This is a genomic window from Pseudomonas sp. PDM26, assembly GCF_019219185.1.
GTDB lineage: Bacteria > Pseudomonadota > Gammaproteobacteria > Pseudomonadales > Pseudomonadaceae > Aquipseudomonas.
The window spans coordinates 59,370-77,558 of the sequence record NZ_JAHUWC010000013.1; the positions used below are offsets into that span (position 1 = coordinate 59,370).

At 60.0% G+C, this 18,189-nt stretch carries 17 protein-coding genes; 6 read left to right on the forward strand and 11 right to left on the reverse strand.

The genetic code is table 11. The annotated features are described in order from the left end of the window. The first annotated feature begins 4 nt into the window (after positions 1-4). A complete protein-coding gene (locus tag KW849_RS23420) occupies positions 5-655 on the forward strand; it encodes an HAD family hydrolase (RefSeq protein ID WP_218431462.1) in 651 nt (216 codons plus the stop codon). A gap of 143 nt (positions 656-798) precedes the next feature. Here KW849_RS23420 and KW849_RS23425 read toward each other — a convergent pair whose 3' ends face one another. The 9 genes from KW849_RS23425 to KW849_RS23465 form a co-directional block, all read right to left on the reverse strand. Continuing rightward, on the reverse strand, positions 799-1,422 hold the full coding sequence (locus KW849_RS23425; protein WP_218431463.1) for an ABC-type transport auxiliary lipoprotein family protein: 624 nt from the start codon (positions 1,420-1,422) through the stop codon (positions 799-801). Beyond that, the gene (locus tag KW849_RS23430; RefSeq protein WP_218431464.1) at positions 1,419-2,357 is read right to left on the reverse strand and encodes an MlaD family protein; all 939 of its coding nucleotides are present in this window, start codon (positions 2,355-2,357) and stop codon (positions 1,419-1,421) included. Before KW849_RS23430 ends, KW849_RS23425 begins: the two co-directional genes overlap by 4 nt. A gap of 1 nt (position 2,358) precedes the next feature. Further along, entirely contained in the window at positions 2,359-3,162 is an 804-nt protein-coding gene (locus KW849_RS23435; protein WP_218431465.1) for an ATP-binding cassette domain-containing protein, read from the reverse strand. Beyond that, complete coding sequence (locus KW849_RS23440; protein WP_218431466.1) at positions 3,159-4,307, reverse strand: ABC transporter permease; 1,149 nt, start codon at positions 4,305-4,307, stop codon at positions 3,159-3,161. Before KW849_RS23440 ends, KW849_RS23435 begins: the two co-directional genes overlap by 4 nt. A gap of 156 nt (positions 4,308-4,463) precedes the next feature. Next, complete coding sequence (locus tag KW849_RS23445; RefSeq protein ID WP_218431467.1) at positions 4,464-5,492, reverse strand: DUF5924 family protein; 1,029 nt, start codon at positions 5,490-5,492, stop codon at positions 4,464-4,466. 77 nt (positions 5,493-5,569) lie between these two features. Further along, the gene (locus tag KW849_RS23450; RefSeq protein ID WP_218431468.1) at positions 5,570-6,946 is read right to left on the reverse strand and encodes a pitrilysin family protein; all 1,377 of its coding nucleotides are present in this window, start codon (positions 6,944-6,946) and stop codon (positions 5,570-5,572) included. A 56-nt stretch (positions 6,947-7,002) separates the two neighbouring features. Next, the gene (locus KW849_RS23455) at positions 7,003-8,661 is read right to left on the reverse strand and encodes a Na/Pi cotransporter family protein (protein WP_218431469.1); all 1,659 of its coding nucleotides are present in this window, start codon (positions 8,659-8,661) and stop codon (positions 7,003-7,005) included. Between the two features lie 293 nt (positions 8,662-8,954). Then, a complete protein-coding gene (locus tag KW849_RS23460; protein ID WP_218431470.1) occupies positions 8,955-9,722 on the reverse strand; it encodes a TerC family protein in 768 nt (255 codons plus the stop codon). 85 nt (positions 9,723-9,807) lie between these two features. Beyond that, positions 9,808-11,115: a CitMHS family transporter gene (locus tag KW849_RS23465; protein WP_108218771.1), complete on the reverse strand. Its 1,308-nt coding sequence runs from the start codon at positions 11,113-11,115 to the stop codon at positions 9,808-9,810. A gap of 320 nt (positions 11,116-11,435) precedes the next feature. Between KW849_RS23465 and KW849_RS23470 the strand changes: the two genes are divergently transcribed. Continuing rightward, positions 11,436-11,837 carry a GFA family protein gene (locus KW849_RS23470; RefSeq protein WP_218431471.1) on the forward strand — a complete coding sequence of 134 codons (402 nt, stop codon included), beginning with the start codon at positions 11,436-11,438 and terminating at the stop codon, positions 11,835-11,837. Here the strand turns inward: KW849_RS23470 and KW849_RS23475 are convergent, their stop codons facing one another. Further along, on the reverse strand, positions 11,838-12,164 hold the full coding sequence (locus KW849_RS23475; protein ID WP_218431472.1) for a DOPA 4,5-dioxygenase family protein: 327 nt from the start codon (positions 12,162-12,164) through the stop codon (positions 11,838-11,840). Between the two features lie 86 nt (positions 12,165-12,250). Here KW849_RS23475 and KW849_RS23480 point away from each other — a divergent pair, with 86 nt between their 5' ends. Further along, entirely contained in the window at positions 12,251-12,913 is a 663-nt protein-coding gene (locus KW849_RS23480) for an NAD(P)-dependent oxidoreductase (RefSeq protein WP_218431473.1), read from the forward strand. On the opposite strand, the gene KW849_RS23485 is transcribed toward KW849_RS23480, so the two are convergent. Beyond that, on the reverse strand, positions 12,910-13,860 hold the full coding sequence (locus KW849_RS23485) for a LysR family transcriptional regulator (protein WP_218431474.1): 951 nt from the start codon (positions 13,858-13,860) through the stop codon (positions 12,910-12,912). The genes KW849_RS23480 and KW849_RS23485 overlap by 4 nt on opposite strands. A gap of 114 nt (positions 13,861-13,974) precedes the next feature. Here KW849_RS23485 and betC point away from each other — a divergent pair, with 114 nt between their 5' ends. From betC to KW849_RS23500, 3 genes are all read left to right on the forward strand, one after another. Continuing rightward, positions 13,975-15,489 carry a choline-sulfatase gene (gene betC / locus KW849_RS23490; RefSeq protein WP_218431475.1) on the forward strand — a complete coding sequence of 505 codons (1,515 nt, stop codon included), beginning with the start codon at positions 13,975-13,977 and terminating at the stop codon, positions 15,487-15,489. A gap of 16 nt (positions 15,490-15,505) precedes the next feature. Further along, positions 15,506-16,426, forward strand: a complete 921-nt coding sequence (gene choX / locus KW849_RS23495; protein ID WP_218431476.1) for a choline ABC transporter substrate-binding protein — start codon at positions 15,506-15,508, stop codon at positions 16,424-16,426. A gap of 191 nt (positions 16,427-16,617) precedes the next feature. Then, entirely contained in the window at positions 16,618-18,186 is a 1,569-nt protein-coding gene (locus KW849_RS23500; protein ID WP_218431477.1) for a SulP family inorganic anion transporter, read from the forward strand. Positions 18,187-18,189 lie beyond the last annotated feature (3 nt).

The window sequence follows — 18,189 nt, forward strand, 5'->3', positions numbered from 1 at the left end:
CAACATGCATTACCAAACCGTTTTGTTCGACCTCGATGGCACCCTGACCGACCCACGCGAGGGCATCACCCGTTCGATCCAGTTCGCCCTGGGCAAACTGGGTATCGATGAACCGGACCTGGGCAAACTCGAACACTTCATCGGCCCGCCGCTGTTGCAGGCGTTCATGCAGTTCTACGACTTTGACGAGCCGAAGGCGTGGGAGGCGGTGAATTTCTACCGTGAGCGCTTCAAGGTCACCGGCCTCTACGAAAACCGGGTGTTCGAGGGTGTCACGCCGCTGCTGGAAACCCTGGGCGGACAAGGCCGGCAACTGTACATCGCCACCTCGAAGCCGTGGGTGTTCGCCCGGGAAATCGCCCGGCATTTCGATTTTGCCAAACACTTCAAGGTGATTTACGGCAGCGAACTGGATGGCACCCGGACCAACAAGGTCGAGCTGATCGCTCACCTGATGGCCGAAGAAAACCTGGACCCGGCCAACACCTTGATGATCGGCGACCGCAAGCACGACCTGATCGGCGCACGCAGCAACGGGCTGGACGCGGCAGCGGTGGGTTACGGGTTCGGCAGCCGCGAAGAATTGAGCGCCGAAGCGCCGGCGTATCATTTTGAAACGCTGGCGGAGCTGCATCAGGCGTTTTTGCAGCAGTGATAGGTTCGACACAAATCAACTGTGGGAGCGGCGGTGCGGCGATCCGACTTGCTCGCGAAGGCGGTGTATCAGGCAACATTGATGTCGACTGACACTCCCTCTTCGCGAGCAAGCCCGCTCCCACAGGGGGACTGCGTTCGTCCTCAAGGTCTCGGTGGTGGCGCCAATTTCTGTCCTTGCTCAACCGCCCAGTTCACCACCTGCGCGGCCAACTGATCGTTCGCCTGACCGAACCCGACCACCACCGCCGGAACCCGCACATCGCTGAGTGGCTGGCGCACTTCAAAGCGGCGGCTGGCGAGGATGCGCTGGTCGTAACTGCGCACCAGCAATGCATCCAGACGCACGACCGCGCTGGCATTCGTGCCCTGGTATTCAGTCTGGAACGCCTGCAGATTGCCGCCCAATTCAAGATCAGTCTGGAAAATGCTGTCATCGGTGCTCAACAACGGCACCCGTCCGTCATGCAGGAAACCTTCCAGCAGGCGATTGCGTACGAGCACCGGTGCCGGGTCGCTCCAGCGTGAACCCTGGTAGTGGCTGATCACATCACCCTGAGGAATCACGGCAATGCTCGGGCTGTTCAACGCTTCGCTGGACTGGAATTTGCTCAGGCGTAGCGACCAGCGTTGCGGCGTTCCATGGTTGGCCGATGCGCCTTGGGCCGACGGCAATCGATAGACCTCGAAGGGCTCGGGCTTTGGCAGGATCGAGCACGAACTGATCAGCGTGAAGCCAGCGAAGAGGACAATCCGAATCAGCTTCATGGCGTGAATTCCTTGGTCTTTTCACTGCCCAGCAGGTAACCGCTGGGGTTGGCTTCCAGGCGTGTGGTAATGGTGCGCAACGAACTCAGGGTTTCGCGCATCTCGCGCACGGCCGGCCCCAGGCCATTGAGGCCTTGCATACCGCTGTTGAGCGAATCCTGATTGGCAGTGATCAGCTTGTTGAGGGTGGCGCTGCTCTCCTGCAGCGACTTCATCGCCTGCTCGGCGCTGCCGAGCGCCTCCTTGCCATGATCATTGAGCAGCCCATTGGCATTGCGCATCAGCGCCGTGGTCTGCTCCAGCATGGTGTTGGCCTGCTTGCCCACCGACGCCAGTTGCTGCATGGCCTGGCCGATATCGCCGCGCTGCTCGGCAATGGTCCCGGTAGTCTGCTCCAGGTGCTCCAGGGTGTTGCTGATGCGCTCGATGTTTTGCGTGGAGAACATCAGGTTGGCGTTATGCATCAGCGTGGTCACCCCGGCCATCAGATCTTCGCTGTCATTGAGCAGGCGGGCGATGGGCGAGGGCGAGGCGACGATGGTCGGCAGGTTGCCGTCCTTGCCCTTGAGCGTTGGGCTCTGTGGCGTACCGCCGCTGAGCTGGATGATCGAGGTCCCAGTGACGCCGGTCAGGGCCAACTTGGCATTGGTGTCTTCCTTGACCGGTGTATCACCGGCCAGGCGAATTCGCGCCAGCACCCGACGCGGATCTTTCGGGTCCAGGTGCAGCGAGATCACGTCGCCGACCTTGATCCCGCTGTACTGCACCGAACTGCCCTTGGACAAACCGCTGACCGCCTCGTTGAACACGACCTCGTAGTCCTTGAACTCGGTGTCGACACTGGACTTGGCCAGCCACAGGCCAAACAGCAGCGCGGCCGTCACCACAATCACCGTGAACAGGCCGATCAATACATGATGGGCTCGGGTTTCCATGTCAGACCTCTTTGAGCTGTTGGGCGGCTGTCAATGCCGCGCGGCCGCGAGGGCCATGGAAGTATTCGTGAATCCACGCATCGTTGGTTTCCGACACCTTGTCGATGGCGTCCGCCACCAGCACCTTTTTCTGCGCCAACACCGCCACCCGGTCAGTGATGGTGTAAAGCGTGTCAAGGTCGTGGGTCACCAGGAAAACGCTCAGGCCCAAGGAGTCACGCAGGGTCAGGATCAATTGGTCGAACGCGGCGGCACCGATCGGGTCGAGACCGGCGGTGGGCTCGTCGAGAAACAGGATGTCCGGGTCCAGTGCCAGCGCCCGGGCCAATGCGGCACGCTTGATCATGCCGCCGGACAGCGACGCAGGGTACTTCTCCGCCGCCGACAGCGGCAATCCGGCCAGGGCCATTTTCACCGCTGCCAGGTGCTCGGCGTCGTTGCGGCTCAAGCCGGCGTGTTCGATCAGTGGCAGAGCGACGTTCTCGGTCACTGTCAGCGAGGAAAACAGCGCGCCCTTCTGGAACAACACGCCGAATCGCCGCTCTACCAGCGAACGTTCGTGTTCGGACACGGTCGGCAGGTTTTTCCCGAAGACTTTCACCACGCCTTCGCTGGGCTCGCGCAACCCGACAATGCTGCGCAGCAGCACTGATTTGCCGCTGCCGGAGCCGCCGACCACGGCGAGGATCTCGCCTTTGTACAAGTCCAGGTCGAGGTTCTCATGCACACTCTGGCGGCCAAAGCGGTTGCACAGCCCGCGGACTTCAATCACCGCCTCCGAGGGCGCTCGGGGGACACGACTCACCAACCCATCTCCATGAAAAACATTGCGGCTATCGCATCCATCACGATCACCACGAAAATCGACTGCACCACACTCGACGTAGTGTGGGCGCCCACAGACTCGGCACTGCCACTGACCTTGAAGCCTTCGAGGCAACCAATAGCGGCAATCAGGAAAGCGAAGAACGGTGCTTTGACGATCCCCACCAGAAAGTGCTGAACGCTGATGTCCGTTTGCAGCAGCGACAGGAACATCGCCGGCGAGATATCCAGCGCCACCGCGCAGACCACGGCACCGCCGATAATCCCCGACAGCATCGCCAGAAAGGTCAGCATCGGCAGGGAGATCAGCAACGCCAGGACCCGCGGCACCACCAGCAACTCCACGGGATCCAGGCCCAGCGTACGGATGGCGTCGATTTCTTCGTTGGCCTTCATGGAACCGATTTGCGCCGTGAACGCACTGGCGGTGCGCCCGGCCATCAGGATCGCGGTCAGCAGCACACCGAATTCGCGCAAAAAGGCAAACCCCACCAGGTCCACGGTGAAGACGGTGGCACCGAAAGTGGCCAGTACCGTCGACCCGAGAAACGCCACCACGGCGCCCACCAGAAAGGTCAGCAACGCAACAATCGGCGCGGCGTCGAGGCCAGTCTGCTCGATGTGCGCAATCATCGACGTGACGCGCCAGCGTTTGGGCCGGAATAGGCCGCGGGCGATGGTTTCGATGATCAGGCCGACGAAACCCAGCAGTTGCAGGGTGTCCTGCCAGACGATGTCCACAGCGCGACCAATGCGGGTCAGCAACTGAATGGTAACGCTGACTTCCGGTTCCTTGATCGGTACGCAGAAATCGGTCAGCGAGCAGTAGACGGTTTGCAGCAACGCGCGATCTGCAGCGCAGAGCGTGCAATCAGGATGTTCAGCGGAGCGACCGAGGCGCTCGGAGCCGAGCAGCTCTACCAATAGCGAGGCACCGGCGGTGTCGAGGGCGCCCAGTCCGTTGAGATCGATGGGGGTGTTGGTGTCGTACTGGCCATGGAGCTTTTCGCCCAACAGTTTGAGGTCAGCGTAATGGGCAAGCGTCCAGTCGCCCGTCACCCGCAACCGCGCAGGGGTAATCGAGGTGTCTAATCGGGCGTCGCCGGCCATCGTGCTGCTGATCATAAGCTCCGTGCTTTATTGGAATACTGTTATTTCGTATGAACGTGGCGAGGGAGCTTGCTCCCGCTGGGCTGCGTAGCAGTCCCTTTTTTGGGGCCGCTTCGCGACCCAGCGGGAGCAAGCTCCCTCGCCACACGCTACGTAATAGCACGAACCGCACTACTTTTCTTTTATCGCTGTGCTGTCCGTGACTTTGAAGCGCAGCACGCCGATGACCTGGCCATCTTCGGTCAGCACCCGAACCTGCCATTTGCCGGCCGGGTTGCCCGGGAAGTTCTGCTTGTGGGTCCAGGCCCGGTAACCTTCCTTGCGCCCGCCGCGAATATCCAGAGGAATGCGGTCGACCTCTTTACCGTTGAACTTCCAGACGTGATAAATCCGTTCGTCCAGGCCACGTGGAGCGTTGATCGCGGTGTACGCGTAGAGCCCGCCATTGCGAATCTGCTCGACGCTGACTTCGTCGAGGCTGGCGCCCGGGGTGCGGTCCTGCATTTGCGTGCTGATGGCCACGTCAGTCATCCACAGCGTCGCCGGCGGCACCCACGAGCGCAGCTCCCAACCGACGAAGCCAATGCCCAGGGTGATACTCAAAATCGCCAACGCACTGCGTACAGTACGAATCGGGAAGATCGACGCCAGGCTCGGGAACGACAACAGCACCGAGATGCCCAGCGCCCATTTGAAACTTTGTGCGGTGGTCAGGTGCATGATCACCGGCAACGCGGTGAGCAGGGCGGCGAACAGGGTCAGGGTGTGCAGGGCCAGAAACGCCCAACGCCGCGGCGCCAACCATTTGTAGTAGAGCGGGTCGATGATCGAAATCAGCGCCGCGACGCCCAGTAGCCCGGTGAAAACCAACTGGCCGCTGTTCCACGTCGTGGTGATGAAGAAGAACGGCAGGACAAAGAACAGGCTTTCCTGATGAATCATCTGCGTTGCATAACGCAGCAACGGTTCCGGAATTTCGCGCTTGAAAATGCGCGTGAACAGCTTGGTCAGGCTGTTTTCCAGCATCAGCCAAATCCAGCTGATCAGCATGATGGTAGTGATCCAGCTCGCCAGGCCTTGCTGGCGATCGACCAGAATGAAACTGCCCACCCCGGAGATGAAACCACAGAGTGCAATAACCCCAGGGTAGCGCTTCATCAATTCGAGGATGCGCTGTACGAAAAGGGTCAGGTTTTGCATTCGGTGGGTTCACAGTAGTCGTAGGAAAAAACCTCGACAGGGTACCGTTGGTGCGGCGCTGTGGCGAGAAGGGATATTTACTTCCTGCGGTGCAAACGCCAGCCCACCAACATCAACACGATCAAGCCCACCCCCCCGACCGCCAACCACATCAACTGGTCATAACTGAACAGTGGCTTCTCGATCCGCAAATACCCCGGCTGCAACAACAGTTCACGCACGGCCTTGTTCGCCTCTTCCAGCGTCACCCCTTGCAGCTCCCGGGCCGGGTTGGTGAATTGGCCGTCCTCGTAATCACCGATGGCGCTCCAGTAGTAGTCGGCCAACGCGCTGTTGCCTTGCACGGCCCAGGCCTGGCGGGCAATCGCGGCCTGCTTCAGGCGGTTGAAGGTGTCGGCATTGAGGCCGTCCTTGAGCAGTCCGGCCTTCAAGTCGTCGAGCACTTGTTCGGCCGCAAGCACGTCGTCGCGTTCAAGGTCGGCATTGAGGCTCATGAAACCCACGCCGCCGAACACCTCGCGTTCTGCCCACGGACCGTAGGACAAACCGTGAGCCAGGCGCAGCTGGCGATAGAGCGCCCAATCCAGATAATCCTTGAGCAAATCGAAGGTTTGATCGTGCCCGTCGTCCAGCACCGGCTCTGGCACCAGCCAGTGCAATTTGGCGCCGTTGCCGACCAGACCGTGGGTCAGAGCGCGCTCGTGGGCGGCGCTGGCCTGGATTTGCGGCAGCGGAGGATGCTCGCCAGGGGTAATCGCTTCAAGCTCGCCATAGGCCTGTTCCAGATAGGCCGGCAGCAACTTGTCGAGGTCGCCGACCACGATCAGGGTCATGTTGTTCGGCGCATACCAGTCCTTGCGCACCTGCTCCAGTTGCTCATGGGTCAGGTCATCGACTTGCGCACGCTCCGGGCATTTGAGGCCCAGCTCCACGGCCAGCTGGTTGCTGGCCGTGTGGCCGAGGTCCTGACGATCGAGCCAGCGTTGCAAGTGCGAGTAGTGGCCGCCGTCTTCACGCTCGACCACTTGCTTGGCCGCGTGGATGGCGTTGTCGTCGAAACGGGTCTGGGTCAGCAGCGCCAGCAGCAGGTCGAGCACCTTGCGCTGGTTTTTCGCCGGCGCTTCAATGACGAAAGTCGTATCGGCATTGCTGGTGAAGGCGTTCCACTCACCGCCCAGGGCCTGCATGCGTTCTTCCAGGCCACCTTCGCCACTGGCGTCGATGCCGCTGAACAGCAGGTGTTCCAGCAGATGCGGCAATTCCTTTTCTTCGCAATTGAAATCGTCCAGGCCAACGCCCACCACCAGCCGAATCGCCACATGTCCGTGGTCAGTGCCGGGTTTGAGCAGCAACTGCAAACCGTTGCGCAGGGTGTAGCCCTCGACCTGGAAGCGATCCAGGGCCAGCGACGGAAAAGAACCAAGCAACAGACAGGCGAACAACAGACAACGCATAACAAGCTTCCGTACAACTGGCGTAAGTTCAACAGACTTCATGCAACTGTGGACGTTCAGGGTGAATGAGTAATGTCAGCCAAATCGTCGACCACCAGCGCGCCGGTGTCGGATGTTTCCAGCACCACGTAGGCACTGCTGCAAAACAACGAATTCAGACGCTTCATGTCGGCAATCAGCTCCAGGTGCAACGAACTGGTTTCTATACTTTGCACGATTTTACGTTGCAAACGGCTGACATGGGCATGGGCCAGGCGCCGCTCCTGAGCGCGGAAACGACGTTTTTCACGCACCAGCTGACGAGCGCTTTCCGGGTCGCCACTGAGAAACACCGACATCCCGAGCCGCAGACTGGAAATCAACTGGGTATGCAACCCGGTCAATTCGCCCAGCCCGACTTCGGAAAACGACCGGCGCTGCGAGGTTTTCTGCTGTTGGACTTTGCGCAGCATGCGTTCGATCAAGTCGCTGGCGAGTTTCAGGTTGATCGCCAGCTCGATGATTTCCGCCCAGCGCCGGCTGTCCTGATCGCTGAGATCTTCCCGGGGCATTTGCGCCAGATACAACTTGATCGCGCTGTAGAGCGCTTCGACATCGTCAGTCAGGCGGCGTATTTCCTGGGTGACGGCGGTTTGCTTGCCGCGCAACACGTCGAGCATGGCTTCGAGCATGTTGTCGATCAGGTCGCCCATGCGCAGGGTTTCCCGGGCCGCGTTGGCCAGCGCCAAACCGGGCGTGACCAACGCTGTGGGGTCAAGGTGCCGGGGCTTGGCCGTGCCGTTGACCTGCGGGCGCTCCGGCAGTACCCAGGCACAAAATCTGGCTATCGGCCCGACACTGGGCAGCAGGATCAGGCAGCGTGCGGTGTTGTAGAGCAGGTGAAAGCCAATGACCATTTCCTGAGGGCTGAAATCGAGGCTATCGAGCCAGTGCACCAACGGATCAAGTACCGGAATGATCAATAAAAGACCAATCAGTTTGTACAGCAGGCTGCCCAGCGCCACTTGGCGCCCGGCGGGGTTCTGCATGCTGGTGCTGAGGAAGGCGAGTACGCCGCTGCCGATATTGGCGCCGATCACCAGCCCGATGGCCACCGGCAGACTGATCACGTTGGCGCCCGCCAGGGTCGCGGTAAGCAACACTGCGGCCAGGCTGGAATAGGAAACCATCGCGAACAGCGCGCCGATCAGGGCGTCGAGCAGGAGGTCGCCGGTGAGTGAGGCGAAAATCACCTTCACCCCTTTGGCATGGGTAATCGGGTACGCCGCTTCGACAATCAGTTGCAGCGCCAGAATAATCAAGCCCAAGCCAATGGCGACACGGCCCATCTGCCCGAGTCGGGTCTGCTTGCGCGACAGAAAGAAAATCACCCCGGCAAAAATCAGCAGGGGCGACAACCACGACAGATCGAACGTCAGAACCCGCGCCATCAGGGCCGTACCGACATCGGCACCGAGCATGGTGACCAGCGCCGGCGTAAGCGCCATCAGGCCTTGGCCGACAAAGGAAGTGACCAGCATGGCGGTAGCGTTGCTGCTCTGGACCATCGCCGTCACGACGATCCCGGAGACAAATGCCAGCCAGCGATTGGACATGTTATGAGCAATGACATGGCGCAGATTGGTGCCGTAGACCCGCAGGATGCCGGTTCGGACGATATGCGTGCCCCAGATCAGCAGGGCCACTGCAGAAAGCAAATTGAGCAGGGTGAGCATAATGACCCCCTGTGGTGTAGCGCCCCAAAGGAGCAAGTTGACGGTACCGCGTGACGTTCTACGTTCTGTACATAAGCTGTAGTTGGCTAACGGTCTACGCGCCAGCATCGCATAGCCAAAGAAGGGATTGAAATAAAACTGTCATGAAATCCCATTCATGCAATCCGCCAAAAATAATGTGGGAGCGGGCTTGCTCGCGAAAGCGGTGTACCAGGCAACATAGAGGTTGACTGACACTCCGCTTTCGCGAGCAAGCCCGCTCCCACAGGCTTTGCGTATTTAGCGCTTTCGGGTTACTGGCCCGGAATGTCCTTGCGCAGCTTTACCGGATCCTGCTGTTTCTTTTTTTTCGCGATGGCGGTGCGCATCCTGATGTTGATCGCTTCCACTGCCAGCGAGAACGCCATGGCGAAGTAGACGTAGCCTTTTGGCACGTGCACGTCGAAGGATTCGGCAATCAGCACCGTACCGACGATCAACAGGAACGACAGCGCCAGCATCTTCAGCGATGGGTGCCTGTCGATGAACTCACTGATGGTGCCAGATGCCCACATCATCACCAGCACGGCCACGATGATCGCTGCGACCATGACCGGAACGTGGGAGACCATGCCGACCGCGGTGATCACCGAGTCCAGGGAGAACACGATGTCGATGATCGCGATCTGGATGATGGTGTAGAGGAAGTTGCCGCCCTTGCCAGAAGGTTCGTCGCTGCTTTCATCTTCACCTTCCAGCGCGTGGAACATCTCTTGAGAGCTTTTCCACAGCAGGAACAGACCACCGAAGAACAGGATCAGGTCGCGTCCGGAAATACCCTGGCCGAACACTTCGAACAGATCGGCGGTCAGGCGCATGACCCAGGTGATCGACAGCAGAAGCAGGATCCGCGTGATCATGGCCAGCCCAAGACCGAAAATCCGGGTACGCGCCTGCATGTGCTTGGGCATGCGGCTGACCAGGATCGAAATCATGATGATGTTATCGATACCCAGGACGATTTCCAGGGCGGTCAGGGTGAAGAAGGCAACCCAGATTTCAGGGTTGGTCAGCCATTCCATGTGTATTCCTTTGAGCGATTGTTAAACCACAACGGGTCCGGGCTTCAAACAGCGAAGCCTGGACCCGTTGTGGTGAGTCTTGGGCTTATAGAGTGCTGAACACCGGGAAAGTCCCCAACAGCAGCGCAGCAATCAGTATGCAGGTACAAACCAGCACTGCCCACTTCAGGGTGAAGCGCTGGTGGTCACCGAAATCGATACCGGCCAGGGCCACCAACAGGTAGGTCGATGGAACCAGCGGGCTCAACAGGTGGACGGGCTGACCGACGATCGAGGCACGTGCCATTTCCACCGCGGTTATACCGTAATGGCTCGCGGCTTCGGCAAGTACCGGTAACACGCCGTAATAAAATGCATCGTTCGACATGAAGAAGGTGAACGGCATGCTCACCAGCGCCGTAATCACCGCCAGATACGGGCCGAGGAAATCCGGAATCACCGCCAGCAGGCTTTTCGACATCGCATCGACCATCCCGGTGCCGGTCAGGATACCGGTGAAGATACCGGCCGCAAAGATCAACCCGACTACCGCCAGCACGCTACCGGCGTGAGCCGCAACGCGATCCTTCTGCTGTTGCAGGCAAGGATAGTTGACGATCATGGCGATACTGAACGCCACCATGAACAGCACCGGCAACGGCAGCAGGCCGGCGATCAGGGTGCCCATCAGGGCCAGGGTCAGGGCGCCGTTGAACCAGATCAGGTTCGGACGACGGGCATCCGGGAACTGCGAAACGCTGATTTCACTATGATCGATTTCATCGCCCACCAGGTGCAGTTCACCCAGGCGAGCACGTTCACGCTTGCCGTAGAAGTAGGCGATAACCAGGATCGCCACCACACCGGCCAGCATCGCAGGAATCATCGGTACGAAGATGTCGGACGGGTCCACATGCAACGCACTGGCAGCGCGAGCAGTCGGGCCACCCCATGGAGTCATGTTCATCACGCCACCGGCGAGGATGATCAGGCCGGCCATGATCCGCGGGCTCATGCCGATACGGCTGTAGAGCGGCAGCATGGCGGCCACGCAGATCATATAAGTGGTCGCGCCGTCACCATCGAGGGAAACGACGAGCGCCAGTACGGCGGTGCCGACCGAAACTTTCAACGGGTCGCCCTTGACCAGTTTGAGGATCTTGCGCACGGCCGGGTCGAACAGGCCGGAGTCGATCATCAGGGCGAAGTACAGAATTGCGAACATCAGCATCACGCCGGTTGGCGCAAGCTTGGTGATGCCTTCGAGCATCATCGGGCCGATCTTCGGCGAAAAGCCGCCAAACAGGGCAAAAATGATTGGAATGAGGATCAGGGCGATCAGCGCGGACAGGCGCTTGGTCATGATCAGGAACATGAACGTGATGACCATGGCGAAGCCAAGGAAAGTCAGCATGGGAATACTCCAGGCGTAGCGCGGCTAGGGAATGGGCAGATCGGGCGGGATCAGCGCAGAACGGGAAGCACGAGACGTACGGGCGGAGTTACAGCGAAGCGGCGGGTAGAAGAGGACATCAGAATCACCATTGTTGTTGTTAAATGGGCTGTGCGAGCGATAAAACGCTGGCATTGGCCAACCGGTCTGTTGCCGGTAGTGGGGGCGATCCTAATCGGGGAAGCTTTCAGCCAGCTTTCGGAAATGAAAGCAAGGACCGGATGTGCAACCGATCGTCGGATTGGGTTTCAAGTCCCTGAACACAGGGCGGGAGGTTGAACATGGGCGAACTTCACACCGGCGGCTGCCATTGCGGGCAACTGCGCTATCAATTCAGCGGGCCGCTGCACGATATCGCCCACTGCCATTGCTCGATTTGCCGACGGGTCAGCGGCGGCATCGTGACCACCTGGATCACCGTGCCGGCATCGGCCTTTCAATGGTTGGCCGGGACGCCGTCGCGGTACGACTCTTCATCCACCTGCGAGCGATATTTCTGCGGACAGTGTGGGGCGCAACTGGCGTTGATCACGCATCTGAGTCCTGAAAGCATCGACCTGACCATCGCCACCCTCGACCATCCCGAACAAGCACCGGCCGAGCGGCACATCTGGACCAACAGCCGCTTGCCGTGGCTGCATCTGGACGAACACTTGCCCGGCGAGGCTGAAGAAACACTCTGATCAAAAAATAGACAGATCCAGCGGCCGAATCGCGCCCATCCAGATCGCGTGCTCGGTATGGTCAAGCAGATCGTCACCGGTGTCCGGGTGCAGGAACACCACCAAACCGTTGCGATTGAGCGCCAGCCACGGCAGCACGTCGCCCAGGACCTGCGGCTCGAACGCCAACTGACAGCTCCAGTCCGGGTGCGGGCCGACCGGGCGCTCGTGCACGCGGCCCATTTTCAGTGGAAACAATTGCGCCGCCTGCTCACACAAGGCCCGCGCCTGCCCGATCGTGCTGGCATCGAAATAAACGTGGGCGTGATAGCCCGTTATCTGCTGCATCTGATTCCCTCTGGGAGCTGTTCGAACCCTCGCCGTTTCCTGTAGGTCAAACATCATATAGGCGCTGGAAAACAGGAAGCCCAGCCATGAAAAATGCTGAAACCCCCGTCGTGAAAGTGGTGCTTTATGGTGCCATGAGTAGCCTGGGCAGTGCGCTGATGGCTGAAATGCTGCGGCGCCAGCATGAAGTCATCGCGATTCTCGATGACCTCAATGCGCTGGCATCCCGTCCGGGGCTGCGCACCAAGACTGGCGATCTGTTCGACGCGCAACGGGTCAAGCAGAGTGTGGCCGGCAGCTCCGTGGTCATCTGCTTACTGGACGCACCAGGCTTACCGTTCAATAGCGAACACGTGGAAAAAACCATCGTGCCCGGCCCGGTCGAACAGGTGCTGGCAGTGGATGCGCTGATCGATGGCATGCAGGCAGCAAACATCGCCCGATTGTTTCTGGTGGGTGATTTCGACGTGCTGGACGATCCGGAATCCGAAGACAGCTTGCAACGTCACGCCGCCGAGGAAATCCGCGTGGCACTGCAAAGCAGTCCTTTGAAGTGGACGCTGGTTAACGAACCGCGCGGGGTGCCGGGGCTGACCATCGAACATTTTACCAAAATCGGTCGCAACCTCGAGCCGGGGTTGGCCGAACCGCTCGGACGGCTGGCCCGCACCGCCGTGGGCATTGCCGATGAATTGCAGTTGAACCTGCACATCGGCCAGCACGTCAACTTCATCGCAACCGACAGCTAAACCGCAACGGACGGCAGCGTCAGGCCGCTGAGCGATTGCGCACTGCTGGCCTGCTCGGCCATCAACCAATCCACAAACTGTTGGATCAGCGCTCCGCGTCGTTTGCGCTGGGGCAGGACCACGTAATAACCCAGTCTCGACATCACCGTTTCGCCGATCGGCCGACACAACAACCCTTGCGCCAGCAAGTTATCCACAAGGTGGCGCCAGCCGATGGCCACGCCCTGACCACCAATCGCCGCCTGAATCAGCAGGGTGTAATTGTCGAAACGCAGCTGACCGGGCGCCGGGGGCGAGGTGATGCCCAATTCGCGGAATACACCACTCCAGTCGAACCAGTTGCTGCTGTGTTCCCCACGCAGGTGCAGCAACGGAAACTCCAGCAATGCCTGGGCCGGCAAGGGCAGGGAACGCTCACCCAACAACTGCGGACTGCACACCGGAAACACTTCTTCGTTGAACAGCCAATGGCTTTCACCCTGCTTGAAGCGGCCATCGCCGAACAGCACCGCCACATCGATATCGGTACGTAGCATGTTATGGCTGCGTTCACTGGTGACCAGGCTGACATCCACCTGCGGATTGGCCGCGTGAAAGCGATGCAAACGCGGCATCAACCAATAGGCGGCGAAGGCAAAATCCGTCGCAACCTGCAGCACCTCATGCTGTTGCTGTGCGCTGATTGCGCTCAATCCTGCGTCGATGTTCTGCAATCCGAGCTGAACCTGTTCGAAAAGAATCTCCCCGGCCTCGGTCAGTTCGATTCCACGGTAAATGCGGTCGAACAGGCGGGTCGCCAGTTGTTCTTCCAGGCGCTTGATCTGCTGGCTGATGGCCGGTTGCGTGGTGCCCAGCTCAACCGCCGCCGCGGTAAAGCTGCGCTGACGGGCTGCGGCTTCGAAGGCGCGAAGCAGATCAAGAGACAGGTCACCAAGGGCGTCATACATAAGCTGTGCTTATCCTAGTCATTGCCGCGCGTGGGCTTTACTGCAAGGTGCTGGGGTTTCATTCTCGAAGCCAGCACTCTCGCATAAACATCCACTATGGAATGCCGCGATCACATGAAGCGCAAGAACATTCTTTTCATCATGGCCGATCAAATGGCCGCGCCAATGTTGCCGTTCTACGGCCCATCGCCCATCAAGCTGCCCAATCTCAGCCGCCTCGCCGCACAAGGCGTGGTGTTCGACTCCGCTTATTGCAACAGCCCCCTGTGCGCGCCGTCGCGGTTCACCCTGGTCAGCGGCCAGTTGCCGAGCAAGATCGGCGCCTATGACAATGCCGCCGATTTCCCCGCCGACGTACCGACCTACGCCCACTACCTGCGCCGCCTCGGCTACCGCACTGCCCTGTCGGGCAAGATGCATTTCTGTGGACCAGACCAGTTGCATGGCTACGAAGAACGCCTGACCAGTGACATTTACCCGGCCGACTATGGCTGGGCGGTGAACTGGGATGAGCCGGACGTGCGTCCGACCTGGTACCACAACATGTCGTCGGTGCTGCAAGCCGGCCCGTGCGTGCGCACCAATCAGCTGGATTTCGACGAAGAGGTGGTGTTCAAGGCCCAGCAGTACCTGTTCGACCATATCCGCGAAGAGGGCGATCGGCCGTTCTGCCTGACTGTTTCCATGACTCACCCACACGATCCGTACACCATTCCCAAGGCTTTCTGGGATTTGTACGACGATGCTGACATCCCGTTGCCTTCGACTCCGGATCAGCATGACCTCGATCCACACTCGCAGCGTTTGCTCAAGGTCTATGACCTGTGGGACAAGCCACTACCTGTGGATAAGATCCGCGACGCCCGCCGCGCCTATTTCGGCGCGTGCAGCTATATCGACAGCAACGTCGGCAAACTCCTGCAAACCCTCGAAGATACCGGGCTGATCGACGACACCATCATCGTGTTCTCCGGTGACCACGGTGACATGCTCGGCGAACGCGGGCTCTGGTACAAAATGCACTGGTACGAAATGGCCGCACGGGTGCCGCTGCTGATCAGCGCACCGGGGCAATTCGGCGCGGGTCGGGTCAGCGCCAGTGTTTCCACGGCCGATCTGCTGCCGACCTTCGTTGAACTGGCTGGCGGCTCGCTGGAACCAGGCTTGCCGCTGGACGGCCGCTCTCTGGTCCCGCACCTGCAAGGGCAGGGCGGTCACGACGAGGTGTTCGGCGAATACATGGCCGAAGGCACTATCAGCCCGTTGATGATGATCCGCCGCGGCGCCTACAAGTTCATCTACAGCGAAGACGACCCTTGCCTACTCTTCGACGTACACAATGACCCTCGCGAGCTGGAAGAACTCAGTCATTCGCCGCAATATTGCCAACTTTTCGACGATTTTCTCGCCGAAGCGCGGGCCAAATGGAACATTCCGGCGATTCACCAGCAGGTGCTCGCCAGCCAACGGCGCCGGCGGTTCGTGGCCGAGGCGCTGACCCTCGGCAAGCTGAAGAGCTGGGATCACCAGCCACTGGTGGACGCCAGTCAGCAATACATGCGCAACCACATCGACCTCGACGATCTGGAACGTAAAGCACGTTATCCACAACCCTGCCAAAACCAATAATCTCAAGGGGAAGTCCATGCAAAGGTTATCCACAGTACTGACGGTCGGGCTCCTGGCTCTGGGCAGCGCATCGGCGTTTGCCGATCAGAGTTGCGAGACCGTGAAAATGGCCGACCCGGGCTGGAGCGACATCGCCGCAACCAATGCCATCGCCGGGTTTCTGCTGGACGGCATGGGCTACAAGGCCAAGGTCGACACCCTCGCGGTGCCGATCACCTTTGGCGGGCTCAAGGATGGCCAGGTCGATGTGTTCCTGGGTAACTGGATGCCGGCGCAGCAGGGCTTCTATGACAAGTTCGTCGCCAACGGCGATGTCACGCAACTGGCGAAGAACCTCGACGGCACCGAATTCACCCTCGCCGTTCCGGACTACGTGTGGGACGCGGGTGTGCATGACTTTGCCGACCTGAACAAATACGCCGACAAGTTCGACCGCAAGATCTACGGTATCGGCTCCGGCGCGCCGGCGAACATCTCGCTGCAAGAGATCATCAAGAAAAACGATTTCGACATGGGCCAGTGGAAACTGGTCGAGTCCAGCGAGCAGGCGATGCTGGCCGAGGTGTCCCGCGCAGTGAAGAAACAGAAGTTCGTGACCTTCCTCGGCTGGACCCCGCACCCGATGAACGTGCAGCTCAAAATGCACTATCTGAAGGGCGGCGAGAAATACTTCGGTGACACCGGCAGCGTGCACACCCTGACCCGCAAAGGTTATGCACAGGCCTGCCCGAACGTCGGCAAACTGCTGACCAACCTGAGTTTCACCCAGGAAATGGAGAACAGCATCATGGCCGAGGTGGTGAACAAGAAAATCAGCAATGCCGACGCGGCGAAGGCGTGGATCAAGGCCAACCCGGCGGTGCTGGATAAATGGCTCGATGGGGTGAAGACCGTGGATGGCAAGGACGCGTTGCCGGCGGTCAAAGCCAAGTTGTAACGCCATCTGTGTCGAGGGAGCTTGCTCCCGCTCGGCTACGCAGCAGACGCAAACCGGTTACCTCGATGAGACAGACACATCGTGATTACCCTTTTGGGACCGCTGCGCGGTCCAGCGGGAGCAAGCTCCCTCGCCACAATGATTGTCCGGTCCTGATACTCTTTCGAAAAAATCCCCAACCGAGAGGCCCCATGGCCCTGCCAAGCCGCCATTCACTCTTCCCTTTCCTCACCTGGCTACCCCGGCAAACCCGCGCCAGCGTCGGGCGCGACCTGATCGTCGGCCTCAGCGGCGCGATTCTCGCGTTGCCGCAATCCATTGCCTACGCACTGATTGCCGGCCTCCCACCGGAATACGGCCTCTACGCCGCAATCATCCCGGTGTTGATCGCCTGCCTGTGGGGTTCGTCGTGGCATTTGATCTGCGGCCCTACCGCGGCCATCTCGATTGTCCTGTACGCCAGCGTGAGTCCTCTGGCCGTTCCAGCCTCGCAGGATTACGTCATGTTGATCCTGTTGCTGACATTTCTTGCCGGTATCTTCCAGTGGCTGCTGGGTTTGCTGCGGTTTGGCGCATTGGTGAATTTCGTCTCTCACTCGGTGGTACTCGGCTTCACCCTGGGTGCTGCCGTGGTCATTGCCATCGGTCAATTGCCTAACCTGCTGGGGCTGGATTTGCCCAGCCAGGCCACCGCTCTGGATAGTTTCATCACGTTGTTGCGCCATCTCGGCAAAATGGACAAACCTTCGCTGGCGCTGGGGCTGGCGACAGTAGTGGTGGGCGTGACCCTCAAGCTGTGGTTGCCACGCTGGCCGACGCTGTTGATCACGCTGGTGCTGGGTGCGTTGCTGGTCTGGCTTTGGCCATCAATGTTCGGCCATGTGCAACTGATCAGCGCCTTCACCGGCAAGCTGCCGCCTTTCAGTCTGGTGCCGCTGGATCTCGATCTGATCCTGCGCCTGCTGCCCAGCGCAGTGGCGGTCGGTATGCTCGGGCTGGTCACCAGCCTGTCGATCGCCCGCTCGATCTCAGCGCGTTCGCAGCAATTACTCGATGCCAATCAGGAAGTCCGTGCCCAGGGCCTGTCGAACATCGTCGGGGCGTTTTTTTCCGGATCGCTGTCGGCCGGCTCCTTCACTCGCTCAGGCCTGAGCTATGAAGCGGGGGCCTGTTCGCCACTGGCCGGGATTTTTTCGGCGTTGTGGGTGGCGCTGTTTGCAATCTTCGGCGCGAGCCTGATCGCACACATCCCGATCCCGGCGATGGCCGGGAGCATTCTGTTGATCGCCTGGGGGCTGGTGGACCACCGCGGCATTCGCGCGTTGTTGCGGGTCAGCCGCGCTGAGTTCGTGGTAATGGCGCTGACCTGCGTCGCCACGCTGCTGCTGGAATTGCAAACGGCGATCTACGCCGGCGTGCTGGCCTCGCTTTTTTTCTACCTCAAGCGCACCTCGCAGCCACGGGTGCAGCATGTGCGAGATGGCGAGGAAGACATTCTGCGGGTGGGCGGTTCGATCTTTTTCGGTGCCAGCCATTACCTGCAAGTGCGCCTGCAACGCTTGCACGGCGCGCGCGTGGTGATCGAGGCGCAGCAGATCAACTTCATCGACTATTCAGGGGTGGAAATGCTGCATCAGGAGGCGCGGCGCCTGCTTCGCCAGGACCGCAGCCTGACCTTGCGCCGGGCCCGGCCGCAGGTGGTGGAAGAATTGAGGAAGCTGGAAGGAGCGGAGAAATGCCCGATTCGGTTTGAGGATTAAAGC

What these genes read in the sequence shown, in the direction of transcription:
- KW849_RS23420 (WP_218431462.1), top strand. Translation starts at nt 5, where the DNA reads ATGCATTACCAAACCGTTTTGTTCGACCTCGATGGCACCCTGACCGAC.
- KW849_RS23425 (WP_218431463.1), bottom strand. Translation starts at nt 1,422, where the DNA reads ATGAAGCTGATTCGGATTGTCCTCTTCGCTGGCTTCACGCTGATCAGT.
- KW849_RS23430 (WP_218431464.1), bottom strand. Translation starts at nt 2,357, where the DNA reads ATGGAAACCCGAGCCCATCATGTATTGATCGGCCTGTTCACGGTGATT.
- KW849_RS23440 (WP_218431466.1), bottom strand. Translation starts at nt 4,307, where the DNA reads ATGATCAGCAGCACGATGGCCGGCGACGCCCGATTAGACACCTCGATT.
- KW849_RS23445 (WP_218431467.1), bottom strand. Translation starts at nt 5,492, where the DNA reads ATGCAAAACCTGACCCTTTTCGTACAGCGCATCCTCGAATTGATGAAG.
- KW849_RS23450 (WP_218431468.1), bottom strand. Translation starts at nt 6,946, where the DNA reads ATGCGTTGTCTGTTGTTCGCCTGTCTGTTGCTTGGTTCTTTTCCGTCG.
- KW849_RS23455 (WP_218431469.1), bottom strand. Translation starts at nt 8,661, where the DNA reads ATGCTCACCCTGCTCAATTTGCTTTCTGCAGTGGCCCTGCTGATCTGG.
- KW849_RS23460 (WP_218431470.1), bottom strand. Translation starts at nt 9,722, where the DNA reads ATGGAATGGCTGACCAACCCTGAAATCTGGGTTGCCTTCTTCACCCTG.
- KW849_RS23465 (WP_108218771.1), bottom strand. Translation starts at nt 11,115, where the DNA reads ATGCTGACTTTCCTTGGCTTCGCCATGGTCATCACGTTCATGTTCCTG.
- KW849_RS23470 (WP_218431471.1), top strand. Translation starts at nt 11,436, where the DNA reads ATGGGCGAACTTCACACCGGCGGCTGCCATTGCGGGCAACTGCGCTAT.
- KW849_RS23475 (WP_218431472.1), bottom strand. Translation starts at nt 12,164, where the DNA reads ATGCAGCAGATAACGGGCTATCACGCCCACGTTTATTTCGATGCCAGC.
- KW849_RS23480 (WP_218431473.1), top strand. Translation starts at nt 12,251, where the DNA reads ATGAAAAATGCTGAAACCCCCGTCGTGAAAGTGGTGCTTTATGGTGCC.
- KW849_RS23485 (WP_218431474.1), bottom strand. Translation starts at nt 13,860, where the DNA reads ATGTATGACGCCCTTGGTGACCTGTCTCTTGATCTGCTTCGCGCCTTC.
- betC (WP_218431475.1), top strand. Translation starts at nt 13,975, where the DNA reads ATGAAGCGCAAGAACATTCTTTTCATCATGGCCGATCAAATGGCCGCG.
- choX (WP_218431476.1), top strand. Translation starts at nt 15,506, where the DNA reads ATGCAAAGGTTATCCACAGTACTGACGGTCGGGCTCCTGGCTCTGGGC.
- KW849_RS23500 (WP_218431477.1), top strand. Translation starts at nt 16,618, where the DNA reads ATGGCCCTGCCAAGCCGCCATTCACTCTTCCCTTTCCTCACCTGGCTA.